This window comes from Enterobacter sp. ECC-175 (assembly GCF_043968675.1).
Classification (GTDB): Bacteria; Pseudomonadota; Gammaproteobacteria; order Enterobacterales; family Enterobacteriaceae; genus Enterobacter.
In genome coordinates this window covers 3167789-3192258 of the sequence record NZ_CP143776.1, presented here as the reverse complement: position 1 = coordinate 3192258, position 24470 = coordinate 3167789, and the positions used below count along the sequence as shown (strand labels likewise).

Genomic DNA, 24470 nt, shown 5'->3' with positions numbered 1-24470 from the left:
GGAAAATCTTATGAAGATAACAATGCCGCTACTGGCGCTTCTGCTGCTGAAAAGCGTGGCGGCGTCGGCCTATGAATGCGACACGATTGGCTGGCACGGCGGCGACGCCGATATCCATATTAACGTCAGCTCCGATGTGAATACCGGTAAAAACAGCATCGTCGATCTGGCGCCCCAAATTACCTGCAAGAATACGGCGGGGCAGGACGGCTGGATCGACACCATGTGGATGGGGGCCGACGGGGTAAAGCTTGAAAGCGGTATTTTTAAAAACCTCAAATATGGCGTCACGATTTCGGGAACCGATCATCCTGCGCCGGTAGCCGAAACGAAAATCTTCGATCTGAACAACGGTGAATCCAGACAATTACCGGTGGTGCTCTATTTTGAGCTGACGTCGCTCGGGGAGGAGATTCACATCAAAACCGGCGATAAGCTGGGGAGCCTGCGATTCGTGCAGACCAATAATAAAGGCGAACGCCATAACTATACCTGGACCCTCTACGCGTCGAACGATGCGGATATTAATACCTCAACCTGCAGCGTGATGTCTGGTTCGACCTTTAACGTCGATTTAGGGCAGATTGAGCGCGGGGATATTGTCTCAGGCGGGACGTCATCGCAAACGGTGAGAAAAGATTTCAATATTGTTTGTGACGCGGCGCACGCTGTGGATTTTGATGTCAAGATGAGCCTGATGTCTCCTTCGTGGAATAATAAGGCGATTAAAACCAATAATGATAATCTGGCCGTGGAAATGCGCTGGAATGGAAATGCGGTCGCCAACGGCGATAGCCAGAAGATCAGCGTTACGAATGGCAGTATAAGCGTGCCGCTAAGCTTTACGCCGGTGAAACCGGCTTCGGTCAGCTACGAGAATATTACTACCGGATCATTTTCTGCATCGGCAACGATGATTCTGACGCAGTACTGACGGGCTAAGTGGCGTTTTTTGATAGAGTGGTTTCCTGGATATATGTTAAATTTCGGCCATGGATTGAGTCGGGGGGAAATGGAATCACGGTTTACGACAGGTTCGACTCCGAAATGAAGTGACTATTCATGTAGCGTGAGGACATTGCTTTATTGGCGGACAAGGATGTTCCGCAATTTTTTTAACGGTACGCGTTAAAATGCCTATCAGCGTCAGATTTAGCCTAATTTGAAGATGTGAATCATATACTATTTTTCAGCTTACGGAAGGAGTATATGAAGATGGTTTTAATTGATTCTAAATAAACAGAGTGATTTGTTTTGACGATTAACGTATTGGCATCGATCGTTTAAATCAATTATAAAACTATGGATTCACTGTGCTAAGATAATATTTTTACAGGGTAAAGCATTATCTATAATATTCATTTTGATACCTATTAATACCGCGGGTAATTATATTGGCGAGCTGACAGTATAATTTCCGTTTAGGTATTATTTAATGAAATAAATGTGATATGAACTAATCAGTTGTCGATTAAATGTCTTGAGGCGTGGGTTGAGGCTTTCGGCCATGCATTTTCTTGATGGTATGTTCACTCATGAAATGAAATGACTGAGGGATCTGAAATTGAAAAATAGCTCAACAAAGCAAGGAAAGATTTTCTTTCTTGATTACACTTTTAATCCAGCATTAAGAACCTTACAGCGCGGTGATACAATCCTGCAGTTGAGAAAAAAACAGTCAGACGTTCTGGCCCTGCTTTGCGCGAAATATCCCTCCCCGGTTTCTCAGGACGAGTTTCTTTCGGAAGTTTGGGATGGCAGCTATGTTACCTCCCAGAGTATTGCGCAAATGATTCGCTCATTGCGCATTAGCCTTAAAGATGAATCCAAGAACATCATCGTCACTATTCCAAAGCTAGGCTATCAGCTTACCGCCGAACCCACCTGGGAGGCGTCGCTGTCCCAGCCCGAGCTGTTGCCGGACACGCTAAGCGAACGTGCTCCGGCGGCTGGCAAGCTCGAACTGGACAACATCTCTTATTCAGCTAATCCCATTATCAACTACCAGCCCGCGCTTCCCACCACGTCAATGACGGTGGTAACCTATGCGCCGCGGCGCAGGCCGGTAGAACGAAAGCTGACGTCAAGAAAGTGGTTTTTTTTCGCCGTCGCGACGCTAAGCATCATTCTTGTGGGCGTGGCCATGGGGGCCAGGGGATATGCCCAGGATCTGTTTGAAGAAAAGAAGGTATTTTTTTCTGGCGCACTGCTTGCGCAATACAGTAAGACAAGGCTAGTGGATAGCTATTTATATTGCTGCAAAACGGATCGCGGACTCGTTTGCAGTCCTAAGGCGTCGATGCTTTCAGGAAAATGCACGCTGATTACCGAAGTAATTAAAGAAGATTAACCTCAGGCTCTGCATTGTTTACCCGTTACATCAGCCTTAATTTACGATAAGTGACGGCGTTATTTAACCGACTATTCTCGTCATGCTGATTAAAGCAATAACGCAGGCCAGCGCCTGCGTTATTGCTTTACCTTACCTGCATGAGAAGAGCGTTGGGACGCTGGGCGAGGGAGGAACCGCAATTTTGTCGAGGGTGGCCGTCTGGTGGGCAATAAGTGAGACAATGTTCCGCACATACTTTTCACGCAGAACGGCCGTTCGCGAATGGTAGCTGCCAATCCCGTCCCAGGTATAGCCATACTGCTCAATTTTCTGCTTCAGGATCCAGGTCCCCGAAAACACATTGGCGCAGCTGTCCCTGCGCAGGCGCTGCTCATCAATCCCCCGGCTTTTCAGGCTGTTAAAATGCACCGTGTTAATTTGCATGATGCCAACGTCCACGGTTTTATTCTTATTGATATTCAGCGCCTGAGGCTGATTCTTCGATTCGTGCCAGATTATCGCTTTGATAAGCAGTGGGTTAACCTGGAAACACTGCGCTGCCTGAGTAATACAATCGCCGCCCTGAGCGAAAGCATTAAAAGAGAGAAATAAAGGGCTGACGAGAGCAATAACGGTTTTGATCTTCATGATGTAAATACCCGGCACTACGCCGGGTTTGGGTTAAATGAATTAGAAGGACGCGTCGTCGTCGGTTTTGGTGAAGCTTTTGTAGAGCATGTTGTTGTAAAACATATTCACGCCGAGCATCTGGGTCGTCATCCTGTCGAGGGTGCTGTCGGTGTATGTCTTATATTCTTCGTCTTTGCGCAGGATGCCGTCAGCGATGAGGATCGCCGAGTTCAGCTCCTGCATTGAGATCTTCTCACCCGGTTCGGCCAGCTGTTTAAGCTGGTCGATCACGTCGTTTAAAGTACCTTCAGGCTGATTTTGCTTAAAAAAGTCCAGCACCTTATCGTTAAAACTGCTGCCCGTCGCATTTTCTTCATCGGATGCGCTGGAGTAAGCGGCAAGGGCAGCAGGGGAGGCTGGGTTAATCTGACTCATCGTGTTCTTCCTGTTGATGTTCTGAATAGGTGGATGTGAGGGGAATTTGATTGCTGAGGCCAATAAGCTGGCTGGCGATGTCTCGCAGCACGTCAGGGGCCAGATGCGCCATTACCGCCTCGGTGGGCGCGACCTGTTCATCGGCATGATGTAGCCACTGGCGACAGAGTGATTCACTGGGAAAGCGGATGGCATCCATATCATTTTGCACGGTGATATGGTTGTCATCGGTGAACTGATAGTTTGAGGCGTCGGCACCTTCCGGCAGCTTCACGGCAGCGGGGATGATGATCCGCAGCGCCTTCTGGTGACCGCACTTTTCCTGCAGGTGGTGAATAATTCGATGCACGATCGTTGTGTCGTGCAGCGCGCTTTTCAGCGCACTGCCGACCTGCTCACGAAACTGCGTCTGGTGCTGGCGCTGCAGGCGCTGATATTCATCAATCAGCGTCACCAGCTGGTCGAAGAACAGGCGAAAACCGGCTTCAAAGCCCTGCTTTTCACAGCTCTCTCGCAGCCTGATGGTCTGTAATTCATATTCCGCGTGAATTTCACTGCAGCGGCTGAGGGTGCGCTCAAGCGCTACGGTCATTCGCTGATGGCGAGTCCGTTCACCGGACTTAACCACAACCTGGTTATCGATATCTTCAGGAAGGGTATCAGTAGTAATGGTTCGCATAGGTCAGGGCCATTCGGAGTAGATTGATATGGTTAAGCGTTTTTCCCACCGGCAGCGGCTCAATCGATATCCCCACGGGGAAGTGCAGGAGCAGGCGCTGGCGTAGCGCCTGAGGTAACCCGGGGAACTGGCTTAGAATAAATGCCAGCCCACAGGAGGTGGTTGCCATTGAGGTCTGGCTGCCGGGATTGAGCACAATCCCGTGGGGCATTGGCAATGAAATAAAGGCCAGAAGCCGCGGATCGGACATCAGCAGCGCGCCGCGCTTCAGCAGATGATTACGCATGAGATAGCCGCCAATCAGGTGCGCCGTTTCCGGAATCAGATGCCAGCAGGACAGCATCTGCGACAGGGTTTCATTATCGGATCGCCACGCTGGCGGAAGATGGCTGAGCTTACCCTGACGGAGAAGCCACAGGTTACGCAGCGTCGGGCAGTCGATCTCGCCACCGGCTAGCGCTGGCGGGAGATGGCTCATGTGGGCGTACCCGGCCGGCGCATAGAGAATGGACATCATATGCTGATCGTCGGCTCTCATGGTTCCGCGGTCTCCGGCGCGAGCGGCTCCTGGCCGTGCTCTTTTTCAACCGGCGGGCGGCGGCTCACGCGATAAAGCATATAGCCTGATGTGACCGCTCCGCAGAGCGCGAGCGCAGCGAGAATGAGGATCCAGGTGGCCGGCAGAGCGTCAGGGACTTTGGTTGGCGTAACGTACTGGATCATCGGCGCCGGGAAGAGCACAACCGAGATATTTTCATAACGCACGTCATCAAAGCTGTTTTTAATCAGAGACTTAACCTGTGAAATGAAGAGATTATCATCAAGTTCACCCTTGTAGGTGATGATCACCCCGACGTGACCGGTTGGCGTTCTGCCGCTGTCGTTGTTGAACGCCGGATAGCTGACGTGAACGCGCGCGTTAACGACCTGCGCTATCATGCGCAAAGATTGCTCAAGCCTTTGCTCCTGGAGAGAAAGAACGCGCGCCTGTTCAGCATTAGGGGAGGAGACGAGCGCGCCCTCGGGAAAGGCCTGGGCTATCTGCACGTCTGCGGACCACGGCAGCTGGTACTGGTTGATGATTGACAGCGCGGCGGTGCTTTCGGACTTGTTCACCGCAACGGTATAGCCCGCCTTGAGCGTGCCTTCCTTATTGGCAGAGATGTTGTGCTGTTGCAGGACGGCCAGCACCTGATTGGCCTGTTCCTGGGTCAGGTTAAACAGCAGCTTTTCGTCATTACAGGCGCTCAGCATCAACGCAAAAAGGACTACCGCCAGGGCGCGGAAATATTTATTGCTCATTATTGCGATTTTCCCAGGGTTTCAATGGTGCTCACCCCCTTACGCGCCAGCGTGCTCACCAAAGAGACATAGTTGCTGTACTCGCCGATATAGCTCTGCAGCATCAGTAGCTTTTGCGGATCGCTGGTGAACTGGGGCGACTGGCTGAGCGTGTTAATGACGTTCTTGAACTGCATGTCGGTGTCGCTGATTTTATTAAACGTGCTGGCAACCAGATTATTGAAATACTGGTCATGTACCGTGACGGAGGTATTGTCCTCAGGATTAATACCGTGTGGGCTCAGGCGAGTTAATGCTGACAATGCTTCAATTGGCTGACTCATAAAATCTCCAACAAAAGGAAAGGGTACGAAAAATTCGTACCACTTATAATTAACGGAAGTTCTGAATAATGGCTGCGCCAATATCCTTATAGGCTTTAACCGTACTGGTTTGGGCGTTACGGAACAGCGTGTATTCCTGCAGCTTCGCCTGATAGTTTGCCAACACGGCGGGATCGGATGGGTCGGCTTCAAGCGCCGTTTGGGCATCCTGAAGCTGCTTCATCATTTCAGCCGCACCGGCTTCGAACGCGACCGAGACGTCATCAAGAAAATAACCGTTGCTCGTGGGGGTGGTTGGGTTTGGATTTGTATCAGCCATTTATATCTCCTTGCTTTAATGGAAAGTACCAGTGACGAGGGTTTAAAAACAAATAACCGTTCGATGAGTCAAGGTAAGATTTATTCTCTAGCCAATTCTCATTGAGGTTAATCGAAAAATTAATGATGTGGGTTCCCCATTGACGATTGAAATCATTGATAAAGCGCTGCAGTGCCGAAAGGGCATTATCGCTGAGCGCGTCGCGGATCACTAAGGCGTAGCCGCTGGGCGACGTTATTTGGCGATAATGAATGTGCATGCGGTCTAATCCCTGACGGGCATCCTGCAGGAGCTGCTGTTTGCTTTTAATAAATACCTGGATATCAAGCGCAAACGGTATTTTCTTAAGGGCTAATGACGTCAGCTGCTCTCGCTGAATGGAAGACAGATCCTGCCAGAGAATAATGACAGGGTGCTGGGGCTTGCCGTAATCGATCTGCACAACCGGATAGCCTGACTTGATCAGCGCTTCGACCGTGGCTTTCTGGTGCTGAACTAACCATAAGGGAGTGACGTTATTATTCTCACCCAGCTTGAATAAGGCCTCTTTGACCCACTCCAGCGCCTGGTATTTGCTTGCCAGAACGTAAATTGTGCTGTTCTCACGGCCTCGATAAATATCGATAGCCGCAGGCGCGCCGGCGAGGGCCTCATTCAGGTTTAATACCTGACGATCGCTTTCCAGTTTTTTATACCAGATAACGGCAGCGGTAATGATTAATACCAGCAGAATGGCCGCGCCAACGATCAGCGTATGATGCTTTTTCGCATTAAACTCGGCAATCGTCTCCTGAGCGTTAAATTCTGCATCAACATTAGGGGGAAGCGCAAAATTACGGACGCTTTCCGGCCACTCATCTTCACTGCGCTTAAGGGCGAAACGAATATGCTCGCGGGTAAATATTTCGTTTTCATTAACGGTGGTCGGGAAACTGTTATTCTCATCCTGAACCTCTATCCGAAAGCTGCCCGGGCCTTCGCCGTCTTCTGCTGGCGCCGAAAGGCGTAAAATGAGATTCGGTGATGGCCGATCGCAAGGGATATAGAGCGTATTATGGGTATATGCCGCGGCATGTTCACCGCTTGATATCGCTGCGCTACCGGCATCGTCGATAGCAATGCCTTGATTAATAATGATAAAATAGTCATCTGCTGGCAGGTTTAATTCACAGCCAAACATAGGGCCAAACAGCACCTTCAGTGTGTAGCTTTTCTTTGTCTCTGGCACAACAGGCATCGCTTCAGTTATTTCATTCATGTCGCTGTTCATCGAAAAGGACCATTCAATATAAAAAAACAATCAAACGGATGCGGCATCCGTACGATTGTATATTTAATCTGCTACCGTTAAATTGTTTGCCACCGGTTTCAATATACGGGCCAGTTGCTGTTAATAGACTGTTGGGTCAATCAAAATATAAATGATATTTGATCTTCTATTGCATCCCGATTGCGCCGCGTAACAACAGTCGTCTTCGGGAAAATGAATATACGGACACCAGGAATAATCTGCAACAATTCGTTTTGATCTTTTTTTGAAGTTTTTATAATAAAAATTATTAAAAATTTAATCTTATTTTACGCCGTTGACCGTACGGAATTTTCTGATAATTTTACGGAAATTCCTAAAATCCGTGCTCGTTTATTTGTCTTTATCTGATTCGTTAGTATTGATAGACATGCTTACTCACCTAGGGTGCAACGATGATAAATAATCAGAAACAATGCCATCTGGAGCAAAAATCACAGCCGCTCCTGTCTGATGATATGCTCAGAGGGAAAACGCATAAAATTGATGGTAAAGATATCAAGTGTCACTCAGCGATTCTATTTGCACGGCCGGTTAATCAGCATTCCGTTATGTCACTCTCTGTCGACCAAACGGAGGAAGAGAGCGCAGTGGCGTTCGATGCTATTCGTCATGCTGTAATAATTGCCACCCTGAGCGAAATGCACTTATGTTTTTCTGGGGAATGGATTGTTGAGGTTATGTCGATGCCCCAGGCGACGACGCTTTTTTCGTTTCTCGACTATCAGGCGAAATGCCCGGAAGCCAGCGGCGAGAATATCGTGGGGCAGAATAATGTGATGCTGCTTAACGCCTCTCATCTGGTATTAAAGGTTGAGCAAGAAAGTCATTCGCTGATAGCGCTGCTTATTTCAACGCTATTAAAACCGCAGGACCGTCGTCTGGAAAGTCTGTTCACCTTTGTGCGTAACGTCGAGAGTTATTGGATTGCGTATTTTTTGCTGTCGCAGGTCATGAATGAAGATAAAGAGAGCGAAACGCACAAAATTTATAATGCCAGTCGAATCTATGGCGTTTCAGAATCCTATTTCAGAAAGCTGTGCCACAACGCCTTTACACGAAGCCCAAAAAAACAGCTGCGCTTATGGCGCGCGGCGAATAGCGCATTGCAGCTGATTGAGAATGACCAGTCCATTGCCACTATCGCGGGTGACAATGGTTACGCTTCGTCCTCGCATTTCTCCAGCGAAATTAAGTCGCTGTTTGGCATCACCCCCAGGGAGTTTAAAAAAATTGGAAGGTTTGTTTCATGAATAAGTTTGTTCGCAAAACGCTGAATTGCAGAGTGCCTTGTCTCCTGCTGACGGTATTGTCCAGCGTGCCGGCTGGCGCAAATATGCTGAATACCTCCTCGGCGCCCGCGACGTCCGTTCAGTCGACGGCGGAAAATACCTATGTCGCGAGCAACAACAGCGTTCAGCAGCTCTTTTTTGTGGTTGGCGGCGCGCTCCATAAGCCTTTTATCGTCAGCGTCGAGGCGGCGAAGAAGCGGGTATCCGGTAATTTTGACCTCAACGACCCGAAGTCGGTGCTCGATACCGTGGCCGCCCGAACCGGCCTTATCTGGTATGACGACGGCAGCTCGGTCTACATCTACGACACCAGCGAAATACAAAGTAGCGTCGTGCGGCTGGCCTTTGCGCCCTATGACCGGCTGGTCGCTTATCTGCAGTCTTCGGGCCTGTACGATCCGCGATTTCCACTTCGTTCCGACGGACGTTCGGGATCGTTTTACGTTTCGGGCCCGCCGGTTTACGTCGAGCTTGTCTCCGCCGCGGCAAAGTATATTGATGCTACCTACGCCAGGCCGGGAACCGGAGAGACCACGATCCGCGTAATTAAGCTGAAAAATACCTTCGTCAACGACCGTAACTATACCCAGCGCGACGTGCCTATCACCGTGCCCGGCGTGGCGACGGTGCTGAATCAGCTGTTAAACAACACCAGCAGCCGCGAGGGCGGGCGTTCAGCGCCGGCGGGCGCGAACATTACCGTTGATAACGATACGCGCAGCGCGCTGGAGGCGGCGTCGGCGACGCAAAAAGGCAACTTTCCTCCGCTGCCGTCATTTAACGCGGCGCCTGCGGCGAGGAGCGGGGCGGTAGACCGGGATATTCCCAGCCAGCAGACCATCAACATCGTGGGGTATTCCGACACCAACAGCCTGCTTATTCAGGGCTCCGAGCGCCAGGTGAGCTTCGTTGAGGATTTGGTAAACGCTATCGACATTCCTAAACAGCAGATCCAGCTCTCCCTGTGGATTATTGATATCTCTAAAGACGATATCAACGAGCTGGGCATTCGCTGGCAGGGCGCGGCGAAGATGGGCAATACCGGGGTGACGTTCAACACCAGCTCCCTGACGCCGGAAGGCAGCCTTCATTTCCTGGCGGACATCTCCGCGCTGGCGAAAAAAGGGAGCGCGCAGGTGGTGTCTCGCCCGGAGATCCTCACCCAGGAAAACGTTCCGGCGCTGTTTGACAACAACAGCAGCTTTTACGCGAAGCTGATCGGCGAACGCACCTCGTCGCTGGAGAAGATCACCTACGGCACGATGATAAGCGTGCTGCCGCGTCTGGCCCAGCGTCAGCAGGAAATCGAGATGATCCTCAATATTCAGGACGGCGGCCTGCCGCTGAACGCCGATGGCTCCACGGAAAATATCGACAGCCTGCCGATGGTCAACAATACCCAGATCAGCACCGAGGCGCGCGTGCCGGTGGGCTATAGCCTGCTGGTCGGCGGCTATAGCCGCGACCAGGATGAGCACCATAGCCTCGGGATCCCGCTTCTGCGCGACATCCCGTTTGTCGGCAAGCTGTTTGACTACAGCTACACCAGCCACAAAAAGATGGTGCGCCTGTTCCTGATCCAGCCGGGCCTTCTCACCAGCGGTGAAACCTGGCAGGGGCGCACGGAAAACAACCCGGTTCTGGGACGTACCTGGACGGGCAACGAGGTGACCCTGAAATCGGCGGTCTCCATGCTGCGCGAAACGATGAAAGGTAATTAAGGGCTTCTCTCGTGATTAATATTCGTTCTGTTCCCGGCGTTGATTTTAAACGCATCGATACCCCGGCGCCGCAGAGCCACTCCGGGTCGCTGATGGCGGACGGGGGAGAGGAAGTACAGCCTCTTAACCTGCAGCAGGAGCTAAGCAATGCGGCGGAGGAGATGGCCGACATCCTCAGCGCCTTTGGTCGATTCAGCAAGCTGGGGCGAAAAAACGACAGCGCGGACAATGATTTCGTCTCCGCCATGCTTGAGGACCAGGCCGATGAGAAGCTGGATACGCTCATTCGCCAGGTGGCAAAGCTGCGCGACGTTAATACGCTGATTAATTTTGCCCGCCAGCTTTTCCCCAACGACAGCGATTTGATGCTGGCGCTGCGGGAAATGCTGCTGAGCCGCCAGCTGTCAGAGCTGCAGAAAAAGAAAATCAAAGAGGCCATTGCCGATCTGGAGAAGTTCGGCGACAGCAAGAAGATGCAGTCCGGGATAAACGTTGGCCGTCTGGCCAGGCGTTTTAGTCAGGAAAGCGAAGGCAAGCCGCTGTCGGCGAAAGATCTGCGCAACAGCTACCTTAACTTTCTCGAGCTGGATATGCCGGCGGGGTTTATCTACAAAGACTGGGTTGATGTGTACGGCTATGAAAACCGCACCCGGCTGCTCGCCTTTACCCTGGCGGCACTGGTCGCGGATATGAAGGCGAACGAGCCTGGGGTGCACTCTTCGGAGTTCGGCCCGCTGAGCGCCAAGCTGTCAGACGCGCGGGTATTAAACACGCTCGACAAGCTGCTGAATGAAAATTTTGCGCAGTTTCCGTTTCGCGAGCAAATGCGAAATCAGCATCTTCTGGCGGGAGAGGCCGAAATTGTCGCGCTGTATATTACGGGCCTCGTGGATACTGATGAATTTAAGAGCGTCCTTAAGCGTTTCAGTAAAGAATTTATGTCCCTGCTGTTGCTTAAACAGCGTGCGACGGTGATGCAGGCATTACGCAATATTTTTAACCTGACGCCTGAATTTCTCTTTGCGGACATCATGTATCGCGAAATTATTGTGGATCATTTATCCATGATATTACGCAAAATGGCTGAAAAAGAGAAAACCACGGGCATCTGGAACGAACACTATAAATAATTGCCGATGGTGAACCATCGCCTCCAACTTAATGCGTAAATAAAATGATTGAAAAGTTTATTCTGCAGCTTCGCAGCCGGCCAGAACTCATTATCCTGTCGATAATGATCATGGTGGTGGTGATGTTGATTATTCCCTTGCCAACGTACCTGGTGGACTTTCTTATTGGTCTAAACCTGACTATGGCATTATTGATTTTCATCGGCTCGTTCTATATTACGCGGGTGCTGGAGTTTTCAACCTTCCCGTCAATATTGCTGATTACGACCATCTTCCGCCTGGCCATATCGATCAGTACCAGCCGTCTGGTGCTGACCGATGCCGATGCCGGTGAAATTATTGCCAGCTTCGGTGAGTTCGTGATTGCCGATAACCTGGTGGTCGGCTTCGTTATCTTCTTCATCGTGACCATCGTGCAGTTTATCGTGATCACCAAAGGGTCGGAGCGTATTGCCGAGGTGGCGGCGAGATTCTCCCTTGACGCAATGCCGGGCAAGCAGATGAGCATTGATGCCGATCTGAAGGCCGGGGTGATCGATGAAAAAGAGGTGAAGCGACGCCGTAGCGACCTGGAGGCAGAAAGCCAGCTGTACGGCGCGCTCGACGGGGCAATGAAGTTCATTAAAGGTGACGCCATTGCCGGGATCATTATTATCTTCGTGAACCTTATCGGCGGTATTTCCGTCGGGGTGCTGCAGCACGGGATGGATCTCTCCCACGCCATGTCGGTCTTTACGCTGTTGACCATCGGCGATGCGCTGGTGGCGCAGATCCCGGCGCTGCTCATCTCGATAAGCGGCGGGCTGATCGTGACCCGCGTGAATAACAGCGAGAACAGCAACCTGGGGGCAAGGATCCTCCAGGATATGTTCTCCAATAAATTTATTCTGCTGGTTACCGCCGTGCTCGCCATCGCGCTTGGCCTGCTGCCGGGGTTCCCGCTGCCCGTATTCCTGCTGCTCGCGGCGATTTTGTTTGGCATTTACATCAAAGATAAAATTGACGAGAAAAGAGGTAAAAAACCGGCCGCACCGGCAGAAGAAGAGGATGAACAACCGGTATTAAAAAGTAAGCCGGTGATGATTGACGGTGAATATATTCCGGAAACCATTCCGCTGATTATTTCCGCGTGGAAAGGCTACGAGGAGTATTTTAATGAACATAATCTCTGCTCGTTGCTGAAGCGTAATTTCTTTATTGAGTACGGCGTCCGCCTGCCGGAAGTGGTCATGAACTATGACGAGCACATCGAGCGCGGCAAGCTGACCGTGGCCATAAACGAAATTCGGGTTGCCGCCTACGATATTCTGCCGGGAATGTGCAAGGTGCTGCTGCGCGGCGAAGAGCTACAGGTGATGGACGACAGCGTGCAGGCCGTGGAAACCGCCCAGGGCGTGGCCTATTGGATCCCTGAATCGCATAGCCAGACGGCGCTGGAGCTTGGATTCTACTCCCGCTCGGCGGTGGATGAGTGTTATGCCTGCATATCCACCCTGCTGGTGCACAATATTTCGGAGTTTTTTGGCATACAGGAAGCCAAAACGCTGCTGGACGATCTGGAAAAGAAATACCCCGAGCTGTTAAAGGAGTGCTATCGCAACAATACCGTTCAGCGTATTACCGAAGTCTTCCAGCGGCTGCTGCAGGAGCGTATTTCAATCCGCAATATGCGTCTGATTCTTGAAGCGCTGGTGCAATGGGCACCTAAAGAAAAGGATCCCATTATGCTGGTTGAGCACGTTCGCGGCGTTTTATCGCGCTATATCTCCAACCGTTTTGCCGCGAATGGGCAGATTCGCACGCTGGTGATGTCGCATGACATGGAAAGCCTGGTACGCGGCGGCATTCGTCAGACGTCCGGCGGTACCTTTATTAATCTGGCCCCGCCAGAAACGGAAAATATTATCCAGAGTCTTGAAAGTTGTATTCGCAGGAACGGCGTAAACGCGCGCGACATTATATTAATGGTGTCATTAGATATCCGTCGTTTTGTGAAGAAAATAATTGAAGGCAGCTATCCAGAAATGGAAGTGCTTTCTTATGGTGACGTCGCTTCCGGTGTGGATGTTGATGTAATTGGTACATTAGAGAAATAACAGAGGTAAGAATGAAATACGATATCGTCGAATTACTGTCCAGATTGCTAAACGATGCAGGTATTAGCGATATTCTGGACAGTGATTTAAATAACCATTCGACAATTTCGCTGACCATGAAAGACGACATTCCGACTATTCATATCCGCGAGGAAAATGAAGAAGTCTGGGTATGGGCGAAAGTCATGGAAAATGCGCCCACCAGCCTGGCCTACTGCAGCGCCAGCCTGCTGCCGCTGATGATGAATCATCAGGAGGAATTCTTCCATATTGGTCAGCCCTGCCTGTATCCGATTGACGGTCACCTTGAGCTTCGCGCGCAGGTCAAAGAGAAGCATATGTCCAGTCCCGACGCGTTTCTGCCGGTGCTCGACCACTTCCTGACCATCCTGCAGGACTACCGGTCCGTGCTCGTTTAACTCCGGAGGCGAATTCGATGGTTGCGCAATGTCTGGTTCATCTTGCACACCCGCTGCGTATTCAGGGAAATGTCATAGAAGCACATTTGCCGGGAACGCGTATTGGTGAGGTCTGTGAGATTCAGAAATCCCTGCTCGAACCGCAGGTTATGGGCTTTGCCCAGGTTATCGGGTTTAACAAAGAACATACGTTGTTAAGCCTGCTTAATGACAATCAGGGTTTTTCCCGCAGCAATGTGCTTTTACCTACCGGTAAGCCGTTTCGTATCGAGGTGCATGAAAACATTGCCGGGGCCATCATTGACGCAACCGGAACCATCCGTGGACGGCTGGATGAAACCGTCCAGCCACCGCTAACGGGCGGCGTAAGCCTTGATGCCAGCGGCTCGCCGCGAGACTTTACCCAGCGTAAGCCGATCGCCGACGCGCTGGCGACCGGGGTCCGCGCGATTGACGGGCTGCTGACCTGCGGCCAGGGCCAGCGTATGGGGATTTTCGCCGCGGCGGGCTGCGGCAAAACGTCCCTGATGAGCATGATAATCGAACATTCAGAAGCGGATATTTACGTTATTGGCCTGATCGGCGAGCGTGGCCGCGAGGTGACGGAGTTTGTCGAGGAGCTTAAGCGCTCCTCCCGGCGTTCACAAGTTATCCTGGTCTACGCCACGTCCGACCGCTCCTGCGTGGAGCGCTGCAACGCGGCGCAGATCGCCACCACGATTGCGGAGTTTTTCAGTGAACAGGGCAAAAACGTTCTGCTGTTCGTGGATTCCATTACCCGCTACGCGCGCGCCCTGCGCGACGTCGCGTTAAGCATGGGCGAGCTGCCGGCGCGAAGAGGGTATCCGGCCTCGGTGTTTGAGGCGCTGCCCAAGCTTCTGGAGCGCCCGGGGCGCTTTCTAAGCGGCTCGATTACCGCGTTTTATACCGTCCTGATTGAAAACGAGGAAGAGTCGGACGTCATCGGCGATGAGGTGAGGTCAATTCTCGATGGACATATTTATCTCAGCAAAAAGCTGGCGGCAAAGGGGCATTATCCCGCCATCGACGTCATGCAAAGCATCAGCCGCGTCTTTACCCAGGTGACCAGCGAGGATCATCAGGTTCTGGCAACGCGTTTTCGCGAATACCTCGTGCGCCAGAAGGATATGCAGCTCTATCTCGACCTGGGGGAATATCGCCGGGGTGAAAATACGGAGAATGATGCCGCCTTCGATCGTAAAAACCAGATGGAGGCTTTTCTGCAACAGCGGATGAGCGAAAAAACGGGCATGCAGGCCTGTCTGGAGGCGTTATATGGAAGCGTGGCGTAAAGGGCGCGAATTTGTCGGCATGCTCGAGCGCAAGCAGCAGGTATTACAGCAGGATATCGTTAAAACCGAAAATAGCCTGGCCCAGGTGAATATGCAGATTCAGCAATATCAGAAGGAGTTTTCAGATATTAATCAACAAATAAAAATGCTGACCCCCGCGGGGGTAATGAGCCGGGCGGATATTTATAAAGGTATAAGGCAGCAGGGCGCGTTACTCACGCACCAGCAATATGTCTTCCATAAGATCAATCAGCTCGAGAGTGAACAGCAGAAGCTTGAGCACAATAAAGAACAGCTGCGCGCCTCAATGACCCGGCTGGATAAGAAGCATTACAAACTGAATTATTATTTGCAGCCGCTGCGCCGAGATTATCTTCGCCGCTGTGACAACGCTGCTGAAAATGAAATCCAGGAGATGGCGGGATATGGTCGAAAAAGTTTCTGAGGTTAACGTTAATACCGCGCTAAATAGCGGCTCCGCGTCGGATGACAGCGTTTTACTGGAATGGGTGGATAAGAAGAAAAAGCAAAACCGGCTCGATGAACAGCCCGCTTCAGCGGCGGTGACCGCGCAGATGCTGGTGCAGGTGCTCTACGGCGCGCTCACCGGCGGCGGGTGGCAGTCAAAGGAGAATAAGGCGGCCAGCGCCGCGGCGGTGCCCGAGGCTGCACGGCCGTTGAACCACAGCCACAGCGATGACGGCCTGCGCCAGAAGGTGATGCTGGCGGCTTCCGCCCGGCATGAAGCCGCGCCGGTCAAGCCGCTGGCCACCGGCGACAGGCCGACAGCCGCAGGCAGCCCGGCGAAAGAGGGGGAACCAACGCCTCGCGCGGCGATCGCCCCGGTCAGGCAGGCGGACGCCAGGGCGATCGCCCAGCCGGTGGCCGTCGAGCCCGCAGGGGCAGAGACGACCGTCATTTCTCAGCCGCTAACCGCGCGGGTGACGCAGCGTGAGGGCGCGAGCCGTCACCCTGAGAGCAGCCCGCGGCGTAAGGATGAGCTGAACGAGGAGAAGCCGATTTTTGCGCCGGGCAGGGCGGTAGATTTCAGAACAAACGCGCAGAGCGAACGGCAGGTGCAGGCCAGGGCCGTACCGGCGACCCTGCAGCAGCTCAAGGGCCAGGTGAACGCCGCGACGGCAGCGCCGTCGGCCAAAGAGGCGCAAACGCTCGAGGTGGATTATTCGTTCCAGCGCTGGTCTGGCGACCACTCGGTGAAGGTAACCATCCCCGCCCAGGCCCTGCGGGAGGGCAACATGACGCTGCTGCCGTCGGACGCCCGCGCGGCGGATGCGCTCTCGCGCAATCTGGGCACGCTGGCGGGGCATTCGCCGGAGCTTTTGCAGCCGAGGCAGGAGCGGGACGAACAGCAAAAGCGCGAGCAGCAGCCCCAGCAGGATGAGGAGCAAGAATGAGTTTACGCCGCCATTTGCGCAAGCGTTGTGAGGACCAGCAGCAGCTGCTGCAGCTGCATAACCGGCTTCCCGGCAGTGAAGTTTCGCACCCGGCACCGGATGCGCGCTATCTGCCGCTGAGGCTGCGTAATGAAAACGACGACCAGGCGCAAGCCTGGTTTGACGTCGACGCCTGGCTCAGGCAGATGAATCTCCATCTTCCCGGCATCCCGTGGAAGGAGGTGCCGGTGGATTATCTGGCGAGCTGGCTGGCCAGGCTCGGGCTGAATTTTTATTTCGCCGAAACGGTCTGGTCCGTTGAGGAGATTACGCCAGCGGTGGCAGAGCTCCCTCCCGCTGCGCTGTTGCTGCACGCGGATCCCTGTCCGCTGTGGTGCCTGGACTGGCCAGAAGATCCCCTTGAGCGATACCGCTCCCCGGGCATCCCGGCGTGGCTTATTCCGTACCCGCTGCAGTTTAGCCTGGGAAGCAGCCGGCTCAGCCTGTCGCAGCTGATGGACGTTGCGCCAGGCGATCTGCTGTTAATCAAGCGCCCCGAGGCGTATCTGACCGTCGGCGCGCGCCGCATTTATCGAGTGAGCTATACCCTGAATCAGGAGGTTATTGTGGAAGATCTGTATGTTGAACATGAAGAAGAGTACCGCGATGAGGATGACGCGCTGTACGAATGGGCCAGCCTGCCGGTCGAGATTGAGTTTGTTCTCGACGGCAGCAGGGTAACGCTGGTCGAACTTGAGGATATTCGACCGGGGGCCGCGCTGCCTCTGCCGCAGGATGTGGAAAAAAACATGAAGATTTACCTGAACAAGAAGCTCTTTGCGCGCGGCGAGCTGGTGGCGCTGGAAAATGGCGCGCTGGCCGTCGAGGTGAACCACGTCAACGCTGGGCTTATCGGAAATATGGGCGCATCCGATGCTGAGTAACGATATTTCCCTCATTGCCCTACTGTCGTTCTTTACCCTGCTGCCTTTTATTATCGCAGGGGGCACCTGCTTTATTAAATTTTCGATTGTTCTGATCATGGTGCGTAACGCGTTGGGGATCCAGCAGGTTCCCTCAACCCTGACGCTAAACGGCGTGGCGCTGATTTTAAGCGCCTTTGTGATGATGCCGGTGTGCCAGCGCATCTCCGAGTACATCGAATCGAACCATATCGACTTTAACAGCAGCGCGTCGGTCACGCAGCTGATGGAGCAGGGGCTGGGGAGCTACCGCGACTATCTGGTGCGCTACTCCGACCACGACCTGATCCGCTTCTTCAATAAGGTCCAGCAGCAGCGCAGCGGCGAGCCGGTGCCGGAAGTGGAAGATCATGAGTTGAGCACGCTGTCGCTCATGACGCTGATGCCCGCGTATGCATTAAGCGAAATTCAGAGCGCGTTTAAAATCGCATTCTACCTGTACGTGCCGTTTGTCGTGATTGATATGGTGGTCTCCAGCATATTGCTGGCGCTCGGGATGATGATGATGAGCCCGGTGACGATCTCCATTCCAATTAAACTCATCCTGTTTGTGTCGATGAACGGCTGGGCCTTATTAACCAAAGGATTGATCGCTCAATATGCGGATCTGATGACATCATGAATAACGTTTTATTTATTGGAAATACGGCGCTGATCGTGGTGCTGAAACTGACCGCGGTACCTATTGCCTTTGCCACCGTGGTGGGCATTATTGTTGGCTTATTCCAGACCATTATGCAAATTCAGGAGCAAACGCTGCCGTTTGGCCTGAAAATGCTGGCGGTCTTCGCCAGCATTTTTATGCTGATTGAATGGTTCTCGGCAGAAATGATGAACTTTGCTAACCAGGCTTTTTATATGGCTTTTCGCTAACACGGAATCACTATGCTGTTTGTTGCGTTGTATCTTAATTTTCAGCACAGCGTGCTGACGTTTGTGATGGTGTACGCACGGCTGGCAATCGTTTTTTATATGCTGCCAGCGCTAGGCGAACGGGTCTTATCCAATTTAGTTATCAAGAATACGATTATTGCGCTGACGATTATCGGGCTGTGGCCGAGTTTTGCCACGGTGGTCACGCCGGAGCAGGGCTGGTTTATTATTCTGATAAAAGAGTTCGTCGTTGGATTAATTCTGGCGGTCACGCTGTGTATTCCCTTTTGGATCGTCACGGGCCTGGGTGAAATCCTTGATAACCAGCGCGGGGCCACCATCAGCGACAGTATCGACCCCGTGAACGGCGTGCAAAGTTCAATATTGTCCGGCTTTCTCAGCTTTGCTTTCGGCGCGATTTTTTTCGTCAGCGGGGGCATGCTGAAGCTGATGGAGGTGATGGTCCAGAGTTACGAAATGCTGCCGAGAGGCAGTTCGCTGGACGGCATACGCTGGGAGCATGCGGGCGTACTGCTTCAGGTGCTCATGCAAAACAGCATCATGCTGGCAGCGCCGATCATGCTGGTGATGATGACGGCGGAGATGCTGCTCGGCGTATTTGCTCGCTACTGCCCACAGCTCAACCCCTTTTCGTTGTCGCTTACGGTGAAAAGCACCATCGCCTTTATCGTTTTTCTGTTTTACGGTTTCCAGGCATTAACCGAGAAACCGCTGCAGCTGTTTTCCATTGCCGACTTCCGTCAGTTTATTTCCTGAGAGGACGCAATGGCTGAAAAAACAGAACAACCTACCAGTAAAAAACGGAAAGATTCGGCAAAAAAAGGGCAGACGTTCAAAAGTAAAGACGTCATTACCACCGTTATTCTGCTGGTGGGGATTTATTTTCTGGCGCACGCCGTGAGCTTCGGCCCGTTTATCTCATTTTATACGCATCTCTTGCAGTATCCGACCCGGCCCGGCATGGGCGTATTCCTGCTGGAGCTCGCCAGGATTTTTTTCACGCTGGCTTTGCCTTTTATTGCGGTATGTACCCTTGTCGGTTTTGCTGCCACCCTGCTGCAAACGGGATTTACGCTGGCGACCGAAGCCATCAAGCTGAATTTTAAGGCGCTAAACCCCGTGGAGGGGATCAAGAAAATATTTAGCATGCGCACCGTTAAGGAGCTGGTGAAGTCGCTTTGCTATCTCGTGGTGTTCGCCGCCACCTGCCATAGCCTGATTCAGGAGGATCTCCGCCAGGCGTTGACGCTGTATCGCGCCGACATGCCGGGACTGGTCGCCGTGTGGGTAGCGCTGGCGGTGAAGGCGGTAGTGGTATTTATTGCCTGGTCCATCTTTGTGCTGCTGGCCGATCTTCTGGTTGAGTACTTCCTCCATTTTAAAGATATGAAAATGGATAAACACGAGGTGAAGCAGGAGCACAAGGAGAGCGACGGCAACCCGCAAATTAAAAGCGCGCGGCGCCGTGCGCATCAGGAGCTCCTTACCGGGGAGGAGATGGCGGCGGTACGCAATTCAGAAGTCGTGCTGGCGAACCCGACCCATATCGCCATGGGGGTCTATTTTAACCCTGAGGTCGCGTCGCTGCCCTTTATTGCCCTGCGTTGTACCAATCTGAAAGCGAAGGCGGCGATTGCCTACGCCGAGAAAGTTGGCGTGCCGGTGGTACGTAATATTCCGCTGACGCGGCGGCTTTATCATACCTACAGCCAGTACAGCTTCATTTCGCTGGATGATGATGTGCTGATGGACGTGATGGACGTGCTCATCTGGCTACGCCAGGTCGAAGCGGCAGGGATCGCTCCCCTCGAGGCAGAAACCGCCCCACCACAGCCTGATTCTGAGAACGGCCCCCTTCCATAGTTCTGCCCCGGGGGCTGTGCGGTTTTTTTGTATTAACGACCCATGGACAACAGTAAGATGTTTATATCTTCTTGGCTGTCTGTCCATACGTCAATTGCGTGACTTATACGTTGCTTATTAATAAGGGAAGAGACACAGATGGTTGATAGAAATATGCTTGAATTTCTCACCGATGATGAGACTTATAAAACGGATGAAGAGTTGGATGTTTATTCTGACCGCTTGCTGGATGCCCTTCAGAATGGCGCAACGATGAAGGATATCCACGGCGTATCCAGCGACACGATGCAGGATGTTTATAAACTCGCATATGATTTTTATCACCAGGGAAAGCTGAATGACGCTGAGTCATTGTTCCGTTTCCTCTGTATTTATGACTTTTACAACCCCGAATACGCAATGGGGCTGGCGGCTGTGTATCAGCTGAAAAAAAATTATGCGAAAGCCATTGATTTCTACGCTCTCGCCTATTCCTTATCGAAGGAAGATTATCGACCGATGTTTTACGCCGGGCAGTGTAATTTAATGCAGCGTCAGGCTGCGCAGGCCCGAAAATGTTTTGAAATTGTAATGGAACGCTGTCGCGATCCGTTATTAATCGAGAAAACTGCAGCTTATCTTTCCGCGATGAATAAATTAAAGCGCGAACAGCCTAATGAGATGGAGCAGAAAAATGAATATGAGGAATTGTAATGAATATGCGTGTCGATAGCCAGGATGCCGGGAGTTATCACCAGGTTAGTCTGGAAATAGGAAAAGACGAACTTAAAAAGCAGTCTGAACAGGCCAGGCGTCTTGGGAATGACGGCTACAAAAACCACGCGCAGGCGGGAAGCGTTAAAAGCGCCGTGCAATCGTTACAGCCGGAGCAGCTGCTGGCGGTGCTGAAAAATACCCAGCAGGCGCTGGGGGGCAATGGCGGCAAGGCGGCCATTAACGCCCAGGAGATGCCCGTGCTTCAGTCGCCGCAGGGCGGTGATGAAAAGGCCGCGGCCAGCGGTGGCGGCCAGCGCTCCAGCGCGGCCGAGCTGACCGAGCTGCTGGGGAAAATTACCCAGCTCACGGCGAATACGTCGCTTGAGAAAATGCTCTCTCAGCTCAACAGCTTCAACGCGATGATGTTGGGCGCCACCAGCGCATGGTCTGAAATGGCCGCGATGCTGGAGCAGCAGGGAACCCAGTGGGCCGCCGATTCCGACGCCCTCAAGGCGGCGCAGCAGCAGGCCGACGGGCTTTCCAGCGACGTCGATGCCGCGCAAAAGGCGCTTGATAGCGCGCAGTCGGAGCTGGACGCGCTCAAGAATCAGGCCGCCGGGCAGGATCCGGTGCCTGACGATCTGCAAAAGCAAATCGACAAGGCCCAGACAGCGGTGAACAGCGCCCAGCTCGCGCTCACGACGGCTACCGGTCTGTATAACGGATTCGTTGAAAAGACCCTGAACCCGGCAAAAGCCGCTGAATCAAATTCGCGCATGGCGCTGGAAGCGACGCAAACCAAATCCCAGGCGCTGATTAACACGCTCACGCCGCAGCAGCAGAGCGCCGTGGAGTTTCAGCGCAAGCAAAACGATGACCAGTCGAAAAGCCTCAACTTCCTGATGGCGCTGATGTCCCAGCTGATTGCCAAAAGCTCCAGTGACGATCTGCAGGCTACCGCAGAGCTGAAGCAGAAGCTGGCGGAAGCCTCGGCCAAGGACGCGGAGAAAAAGGCCAAAGAGTACGAAGAAGAGGTACGTAAGGCTGAGGAAATGCAAAAAACGATGGGCTGCATCGGGAAGGTCCTCGGATGGCTTATCACCGCCGTGAGCTTTGTTGCCGCCGCGTTCACCGGCGGGGCGTCGCTGGCGCTGGCCGCCGTCGGCCTGGCGCTGGCGATCGGTGACGAGATTAACCAGGCGATCACCGGCAACTCCTTTATGGCCGACGCGATGAAGCCGCTGATGGATGCGATCGTCAAGCCGCTGATGGAGCTGATGGGCAAGATGTTTGCCGGCATCCTTGAGGCGATGGGCGTCGATAAAGAGACGGCCGAAATGGTCGGCAAGATCCTGGGCGCTATTGCCGCTGCCGCGGTGCTGGTCGCCGGGGTGATCGTCGCCGGCAGCGCGCTGAGCAAGGTGTTTGGCGTCGTCATGAAGAAGATCGGCCTCGAAGTGGGTGAAGAAGCCAGCAAGACCATGGGCAAAAGCGTGGCCGCCGAAGTGCAGAAAGAGGTGACTCAGGATCTGGCGAAAACCACCCTGCGCACCGCCGCGAAGGAGGTGTCTGAGGAGGTGGCGAAAGAGGTGACCGAACAGGCAACGAAAACCACCATGCAGCGGCTGATGGACAGCGCCTTTGCGCAGGCCTTCAAGCGCGTGTTCCAGGGCTTTGGCCGGGCAGCGGGCATGGACGAAGTCAAAATGGGCACAATTTACAACCGTACGCAGATGGCGGTGACCGGCGCGGCGGTGGTGAACACCTCCATTCAGGTCGCTGGCAGCATCGTGGTGGCCGACATGATGGTTGAGGCCTCTAAGACCAAGGCTCAGATGATGAAAGACGCCGCGCTGCAGGAGCTGCTCAACGAGATGATGAATCGTGCCATCGATACCTTCACGCACCGCATGGAGACGGTTAACCAAATTGTGAAAAACATTTCCGCCGTGGCTGACACCCAGCTGCAGGCCGGCAGATACATCACTAAGCAGATGAGTTCCGTTGCCGGATAAGCAACGTGCATTTTTACAGAGCGATTCATAACAGGAGTAACTAATTCAATGACCACGTCTATTTCTAACGTATCCGTACGTCCCGTTCAGATCGACTTCACCGAGAGTCAAAAGACGGAAAATGCCAAGCCGGAAACGCGCAGCCTGCAGACCGTGTCCGAGTGGGCCAGCGAAAAGGGCATGCTGTCATCCGTCATGGATATGCAAAGCGCCCGACGCGATGAGGCTCAGGCCGCCGCCGTGGCGCAGCGTAACGCCGGCAATAATGTTAACAGCCAAAGCGCGATGTCAACCGTCACACTTTCTGCCGCCGGAGAAGGGGACGCGAATAAGTCTGAGCGTATGGCGTCCGCAATGCCGAGCGTGATGGCGGCGCAGACCAACATCACCCAGCCCAATAACAAAGCGGCAGAAAGCAAAAGCGCGGTTGACACGTCTGGCAATACCACCACCAACGCGGTGGGGCAGACCCGCTCTCAGCCAACGGTTGCTGGCGGCACGGATATTACCGGTGCCGATTCGGTCAAGCCGACCTTTATCAACGTCGTTGGCCCGATGAGCCAGATCGTCCTGAGCAATAAGCTGACCGTTGCGCTGCTGGAAAGTGAAAATACGCAGAATATGTCGGCGGCGAAAGCCTCGAACCGCTTTATCGAATCCACGGCGCGCAGCGCGCAGAAAGGGGTTGAGGCCGCCGAGGAGCGCCGTGATGGCGCCATCGTGGGCGGCGTAACCGCTGCGGTTGCCCAGGGCGGCATGGCGGTGGCGTCCACCAACGCGCTTCGTAAGGAGAATGCATCGCTGAAAAACAACGTCGCCGTGGCGAAAAACCAGGAATTCGGTATTACCCAGCAGAAAAATGCCATCGGCAGCGCCGGCGACAGCATGGTCATGAAAGGACAGCGCATGGACGGCAAGGTCAAAGAAACCATGAGCAAAACCCAGGGCGAAGAGCAGCTTTCCGCGTCGCAGAAGCACCTCAAGCACAATGAAGTGCAGAACAACACGCAGAAAGTGCGCGTGGTCACCGAGCTGGGCAACCAGCTGGCGAATACCACCCGCAATATCACCGAAGGGGCATATAACGTTAACGCCGCCGAAATGCAGGGCGAGGCAGATTTAGCCCGCGCCGACGGCAACCAGAACAGCGAACTGGCCAATACCCATAAAGAAGTGGCGAAAAAAGCGGCGGATACCCGCGCCGCGCTTGCCCAGGCTGCTGAAAATGTGCTCAACGCTAACAACAGCGCGGCCTCAACCATCGCCGAGCGCATGCGTTAATTATCGGCTCACTTTCCCGGCGGGAGTCATCCCGCCCTTTTCGT

26 protein-coding genes are annotated in these 24470 nt (G+C 53.1%); 18 read left to right on the top strand and 8 right to left on the bottom strand.

Annotated elements, in window-relative coordinates; translation table 11 throughout:
• Window positions 1–10 precede the first annotated feature (10 nt).
• Together V1599_RS15195 and V1599_RS15190 are read left to right on the top strand one after the other, a co-directional pair.
• The gene (locus V1599_RS15195; RefSeq protein WP_112012503.1) at window positions 11–934 is read left to right on the top strand and encodes a fimbrial protein; all 924 of its coding nucleotides are present in this window, start codon (window positions 11–13) and stop codon (window positions 932–934) included.
• Between the two features lie 630 nt (window positions 935–1564).
• A complete protein-coding gene (locus V1599_RS15190; protein WP_112011569.1) occupies window positions 1565–2350 on the top strand; it encodes a winged helix-turn-helix domain-containing protein in 786 nt (261 codons plus the stop codon).
• A gap of 132 nt (window positions 2351–2482) precedes the next feature.
• Here the strand turns inward: V1599_RS15190 and V1599_RS15185 are convergent, their stop codons facing one another.
• Genes V1599_RS15185 through V1599_RS15150 form a run of 8 tightly spaced genes read right to left on the bottom strand, consistent with a single transcriptional unit; the run spans window position 2483 to window position 7278 of the window.
• Window positions 2483–2980, bottom strand: coding sequence for a lytic transglycosylase domain-containing protein (locus V1599_RS15185; protein WP_112011570.1), 498 nt, complete (start codon window positions 2978–2980; stop codon window positions 2483–2485).
• A gap of 42 nt (window positions 2981–3022) precedes the next feature.
• Window positions 3023–3397 carry a type III secretion system protein gene (locus V1599_RS15180; RefSeq protein ID WP_112011571.1) on the bottom strand — a complete coding sequence of 125 codons (375 nt, stop codon included), beginning with the start codon at window positions 3395–3397 and terminating at the stop codon, window positions 3023–3025.
• Window positions 3384–4076 carry a type III secretion protein gene (locus V1599_RS15175; protein WP_258458735.1) on the bottom strand — a complete coding sequence of 231 codons (693 nt, stop codon included), beginning with the start codon at window positions 4074–4076 and terminating at the stop codon, window positions 3384–3386. Before V1599_RS15175 ends, V1599_RS15180 begins: the two co-directional genes overlap by 14 nt.
• On the bottom strand, window positions 4057–4614 hold the full coding sequence (locus V1599_RS15170) for a type III secretion protein (protein WP_297120541.1): 558 nt from the start codon (window positions 4612–4614) through the stop codon (window positions 4057–4059). Before V1599_RS15170 ends, V1599_RS15175 begins: the two co-directional genes overlap by 20 nt.
• Window positions 4611–5378: a type III secretion system inner membrane ring lipoprotein SctJ gene (gene sctJ, locus V1599_RS15165; RefSeq protein ID WP_112011573.1), complete on the bottom strand. Its 768-nt coding sequence runs from the start codon at window positions 5376–5378 to the stop codon at window positions 4611–4613. Before sctJ ends, V1599_RS15170 begins: the two co-directional genes overlap by 4 nt.
• Entirely contained in the window at window positions 5378–5701 is a 324-nt protein-coding gene (gene sctI, locus V1599_RS15160) for a type III secretion system inner rod subunit SctI (protein ID WP_112011574.1), read from the bottom strand. The genes sctJ and sctI overlap by 1 nt, the downstream gene beginning before the upstream one ends.
• Before the next feature lie 49 nt (window positions 5702–5750).
• Entirely contained in the window at window positions 5751–6020 is a 270-nt protein-coding gene (locus tag V1599_RS15155; RefSeq protein WP_112011575.1) for a type III secretion system needle complex protein, read from the bottom strand.
• Window positions 6013–7278 carry a PrgH/EprH family type III secretion apparatus protein gene (locus V1599_RS15150; RefSeq protein ID WP_395300345.1) on the bottom strand — a complete coding sequence of 422 codons (1266 nt, stop codon included), beginning with the start codon at window positions 7276–7278 and terminating at the stop codon, window positions 6013–6015. Before V1599_RS15150 ends, V1599_RS15155 begins: the two co-directional genes overlap by 8 nt.
• Window positions 7279–7724: 446 nt before the next feature.
• Between V1599_RS15150 and V1599_RS15145 the strand changes: the two genes are divergently transcribed.
• The 16 genes from V1599_RS15145 (at window position 7725) to V1599_RS15070 (ending at window position 24426) form a co-directional block, all read left to right on the top strand.
• Window positions 7725–8582 carry a helix-turn-helix domain-containing protein gene (locus V1599_RS15145; protein WP_395300344.1) on the top strand — a complete coding sequence of 286 codons (858 nt, stop codon included), beginning with the start codon at window positions 7725–7727 and terminating at the stop codon, window positions 8580–8582.
• Window positions 8579–10342 (top strand): type III secretion system outer membrane ring subunit SctC, encoded by a 1764-nt coding sequence (sctC, locus tag V1599_RS15140; RefSeq protein WP_395300343.1) that lies wholly within the window; start codon window positions 8579–8581, stop codon window positions 10340–10342. Before V1599_RS15145 ends, sctC begins: the two co-directional genes overlap by 4 nt.
• Window positions 10343–10353: 11 nt before the next feature.
• A complete protein-coding gene (gene sctW / locus V1599_RS15135; protein WP_112011578.1) occupies window positions 10354–11472 on the top strand; it encodes a type III secretion system gatekeeper subunit SctW in 1119 nt (372 codons plus the stop codon).
• 44 nt (window positions 11473–11516) lie between these two features.
• Window positions 11517–13568 carry an EscV/YscV/HrcV family type III secretion system export apparatus protein gene (locus V1599_RS15130; RefSeq protein ID WP_112011579.1) on the top strand — a complete coding sequence of 684 codons (2052 nt, stop codon included), beginning with the start codon at window positions 11517–11519 and terminating at the stop codon, window positions 13566–13568.
• A gap of 11 nt (window positions 13569–13579) precedes the next feature.
• A complete protein-coding gene (locus V1599_RS15125; protein ID WP_297120556.1) occupies window positions 13580–13987 on the top strand; it encodes a hypothetical protein in 408 nt (135 codons plus the stop codon).
• A 17-nt stretch (window positions 13988–14004) separates the two neighbouring features.
• Window positions 14005–15300, top strand: coding sequence for a type III secretion system ATPase SctN (sctN, locus tag V1599_RS15120; protein WP_297120558.1), 1296 nt, complete (start codon window positions 14005–14007; stop codon window positions 15298–15300).
• The gene (locus V1599_RS15115; RefSeq protein ID WP_112011582.1) at window positions 15284–15745 is read left to right on the top strand and encodes a type III secretion system protein; all 462 of its coding nucleotides are present in this window, start codon (window positions 15284–15286) and stop codon (window positions 15743–15745) included. The genes sctN and V1599_RS15115 overlap by 17 nt, the downstream gene beginning before the upstream one ends.
• Window positions 15726–16715 (top strand): hypothetical protein, encoded by a 990-nt coding sequence (locus V1599_RS15110; protein ID WP_297120563.1) that lies wholly within the window; start codon window positions 15726–15728, stop codon window positions 16713–16715. The genes V1599_RS15115 and V1599_RS15110 overlap by 20 nt, the downstream gene beginning before the upstream one ends.
• A complete protein-coding gene (locus V1599_RS15105) occupies window positions 16712–17638 on the top strand; it encodes a FliM/FliN family flagellar motor switch protein (RefSeq protein WP_297120566.1) in 927 nt (308 codons plus the stop codon). The genes V1599_RS15110 and V1599_RS15105 overlap by 4 nt, the downstream gene beginning before the upstream one ends.
• Entirely contained in the window at window positions 17631–18299 is a 669-nt protein-coding gene (locus tag V1599_RS15100; RefSeq protein WP_371182804.1) for an EscR/YscR/HrcR family type III secretion system export apparatus protein, read from the top strand. The genes V1599_RS15105 and V1599_RS15100 overlap by 8 nt, the downstream gene beginning before the upstream one ends.
• On the top strand, window positions 18296–18550 hold the full coding sequence (sctS, locus tag V1599_RS15095) for a type III secretion system export apparatus subunit SctS (protein ID WP_044243276.1): 255 nt from the start codon (window positions 18296–18298) through the stop codon (window positions 18548–18550). The genes V1599_RS15100 and sctS overlap by 4 nt, the downstream gene beginning before the upstream one ends.
• 12 nt (window positions 18551–18562) lie before the next feature.
• Window positions 18563–19327, top strand: a complete 765-nt coding sequence (gene sctT / locus V1599_RS15090) for a type III secretion system export apparatus subunit SctT (protein WP_297120574.1) — start codon at window positions 18563–18565, stop codon at window positions 19325–19327.
• 9 nt (window positions 19328–19336) lie between these two features.
• The gene (locus tag V1599_RS15085) at window positions 19337–20434 is read left to right on the top strand and encodes an EscU/YscU/HrcU family type III secretion system export apparatus switch protein (RefSeq protein ID WP_395300342.1); all 1098 of its coding nucleotides are present in this window, start codon (window positions 19337–19339) and stop codon (window positions 20432–20434) included.
• Between the two features lie 138 nt (window positions 20435–20572).
• Window positions 20573–21127 (top strand): type III secretion system translocator chaperone SicA, encoded by a 555-nt coding sequence (gene sicA / locus V1599_RS15080; protein ID WP_112011588.1) that lies wholly within the window; start codon window positions 20573–20575, stop codon window positions 21125–21127.
• Window positions 21127–23145: a type III secretion system translocon subunit SctE gene (gene sctE, locus V1599_RS15075; RefSeq protein ID WP_297120581.1), complete on the top strand. Its 2019-nt coding sequence runs from the start codon at window positions 21127–21129 to the stop codon at window positions 23143–23145. The genes sicA and sctE overlap by 1 nt, the downstream gene beginning before the upstream one ends.
• A gap of 48 nt (window positions 23146–23193) precedes the next feature.
• Window positions 23194–24426, top strand: a complete 1233-nt coding sequence (locus V1599_RS15070) for a type III secretion system protein (RefSeq protein WP_297120584.1) — start codon at window positions 23194–23196, stop codon at window positions 24424–24426.
• The last annotated feature ends 44 nt before the right edge of the window (window positions 24427–24470 follow it).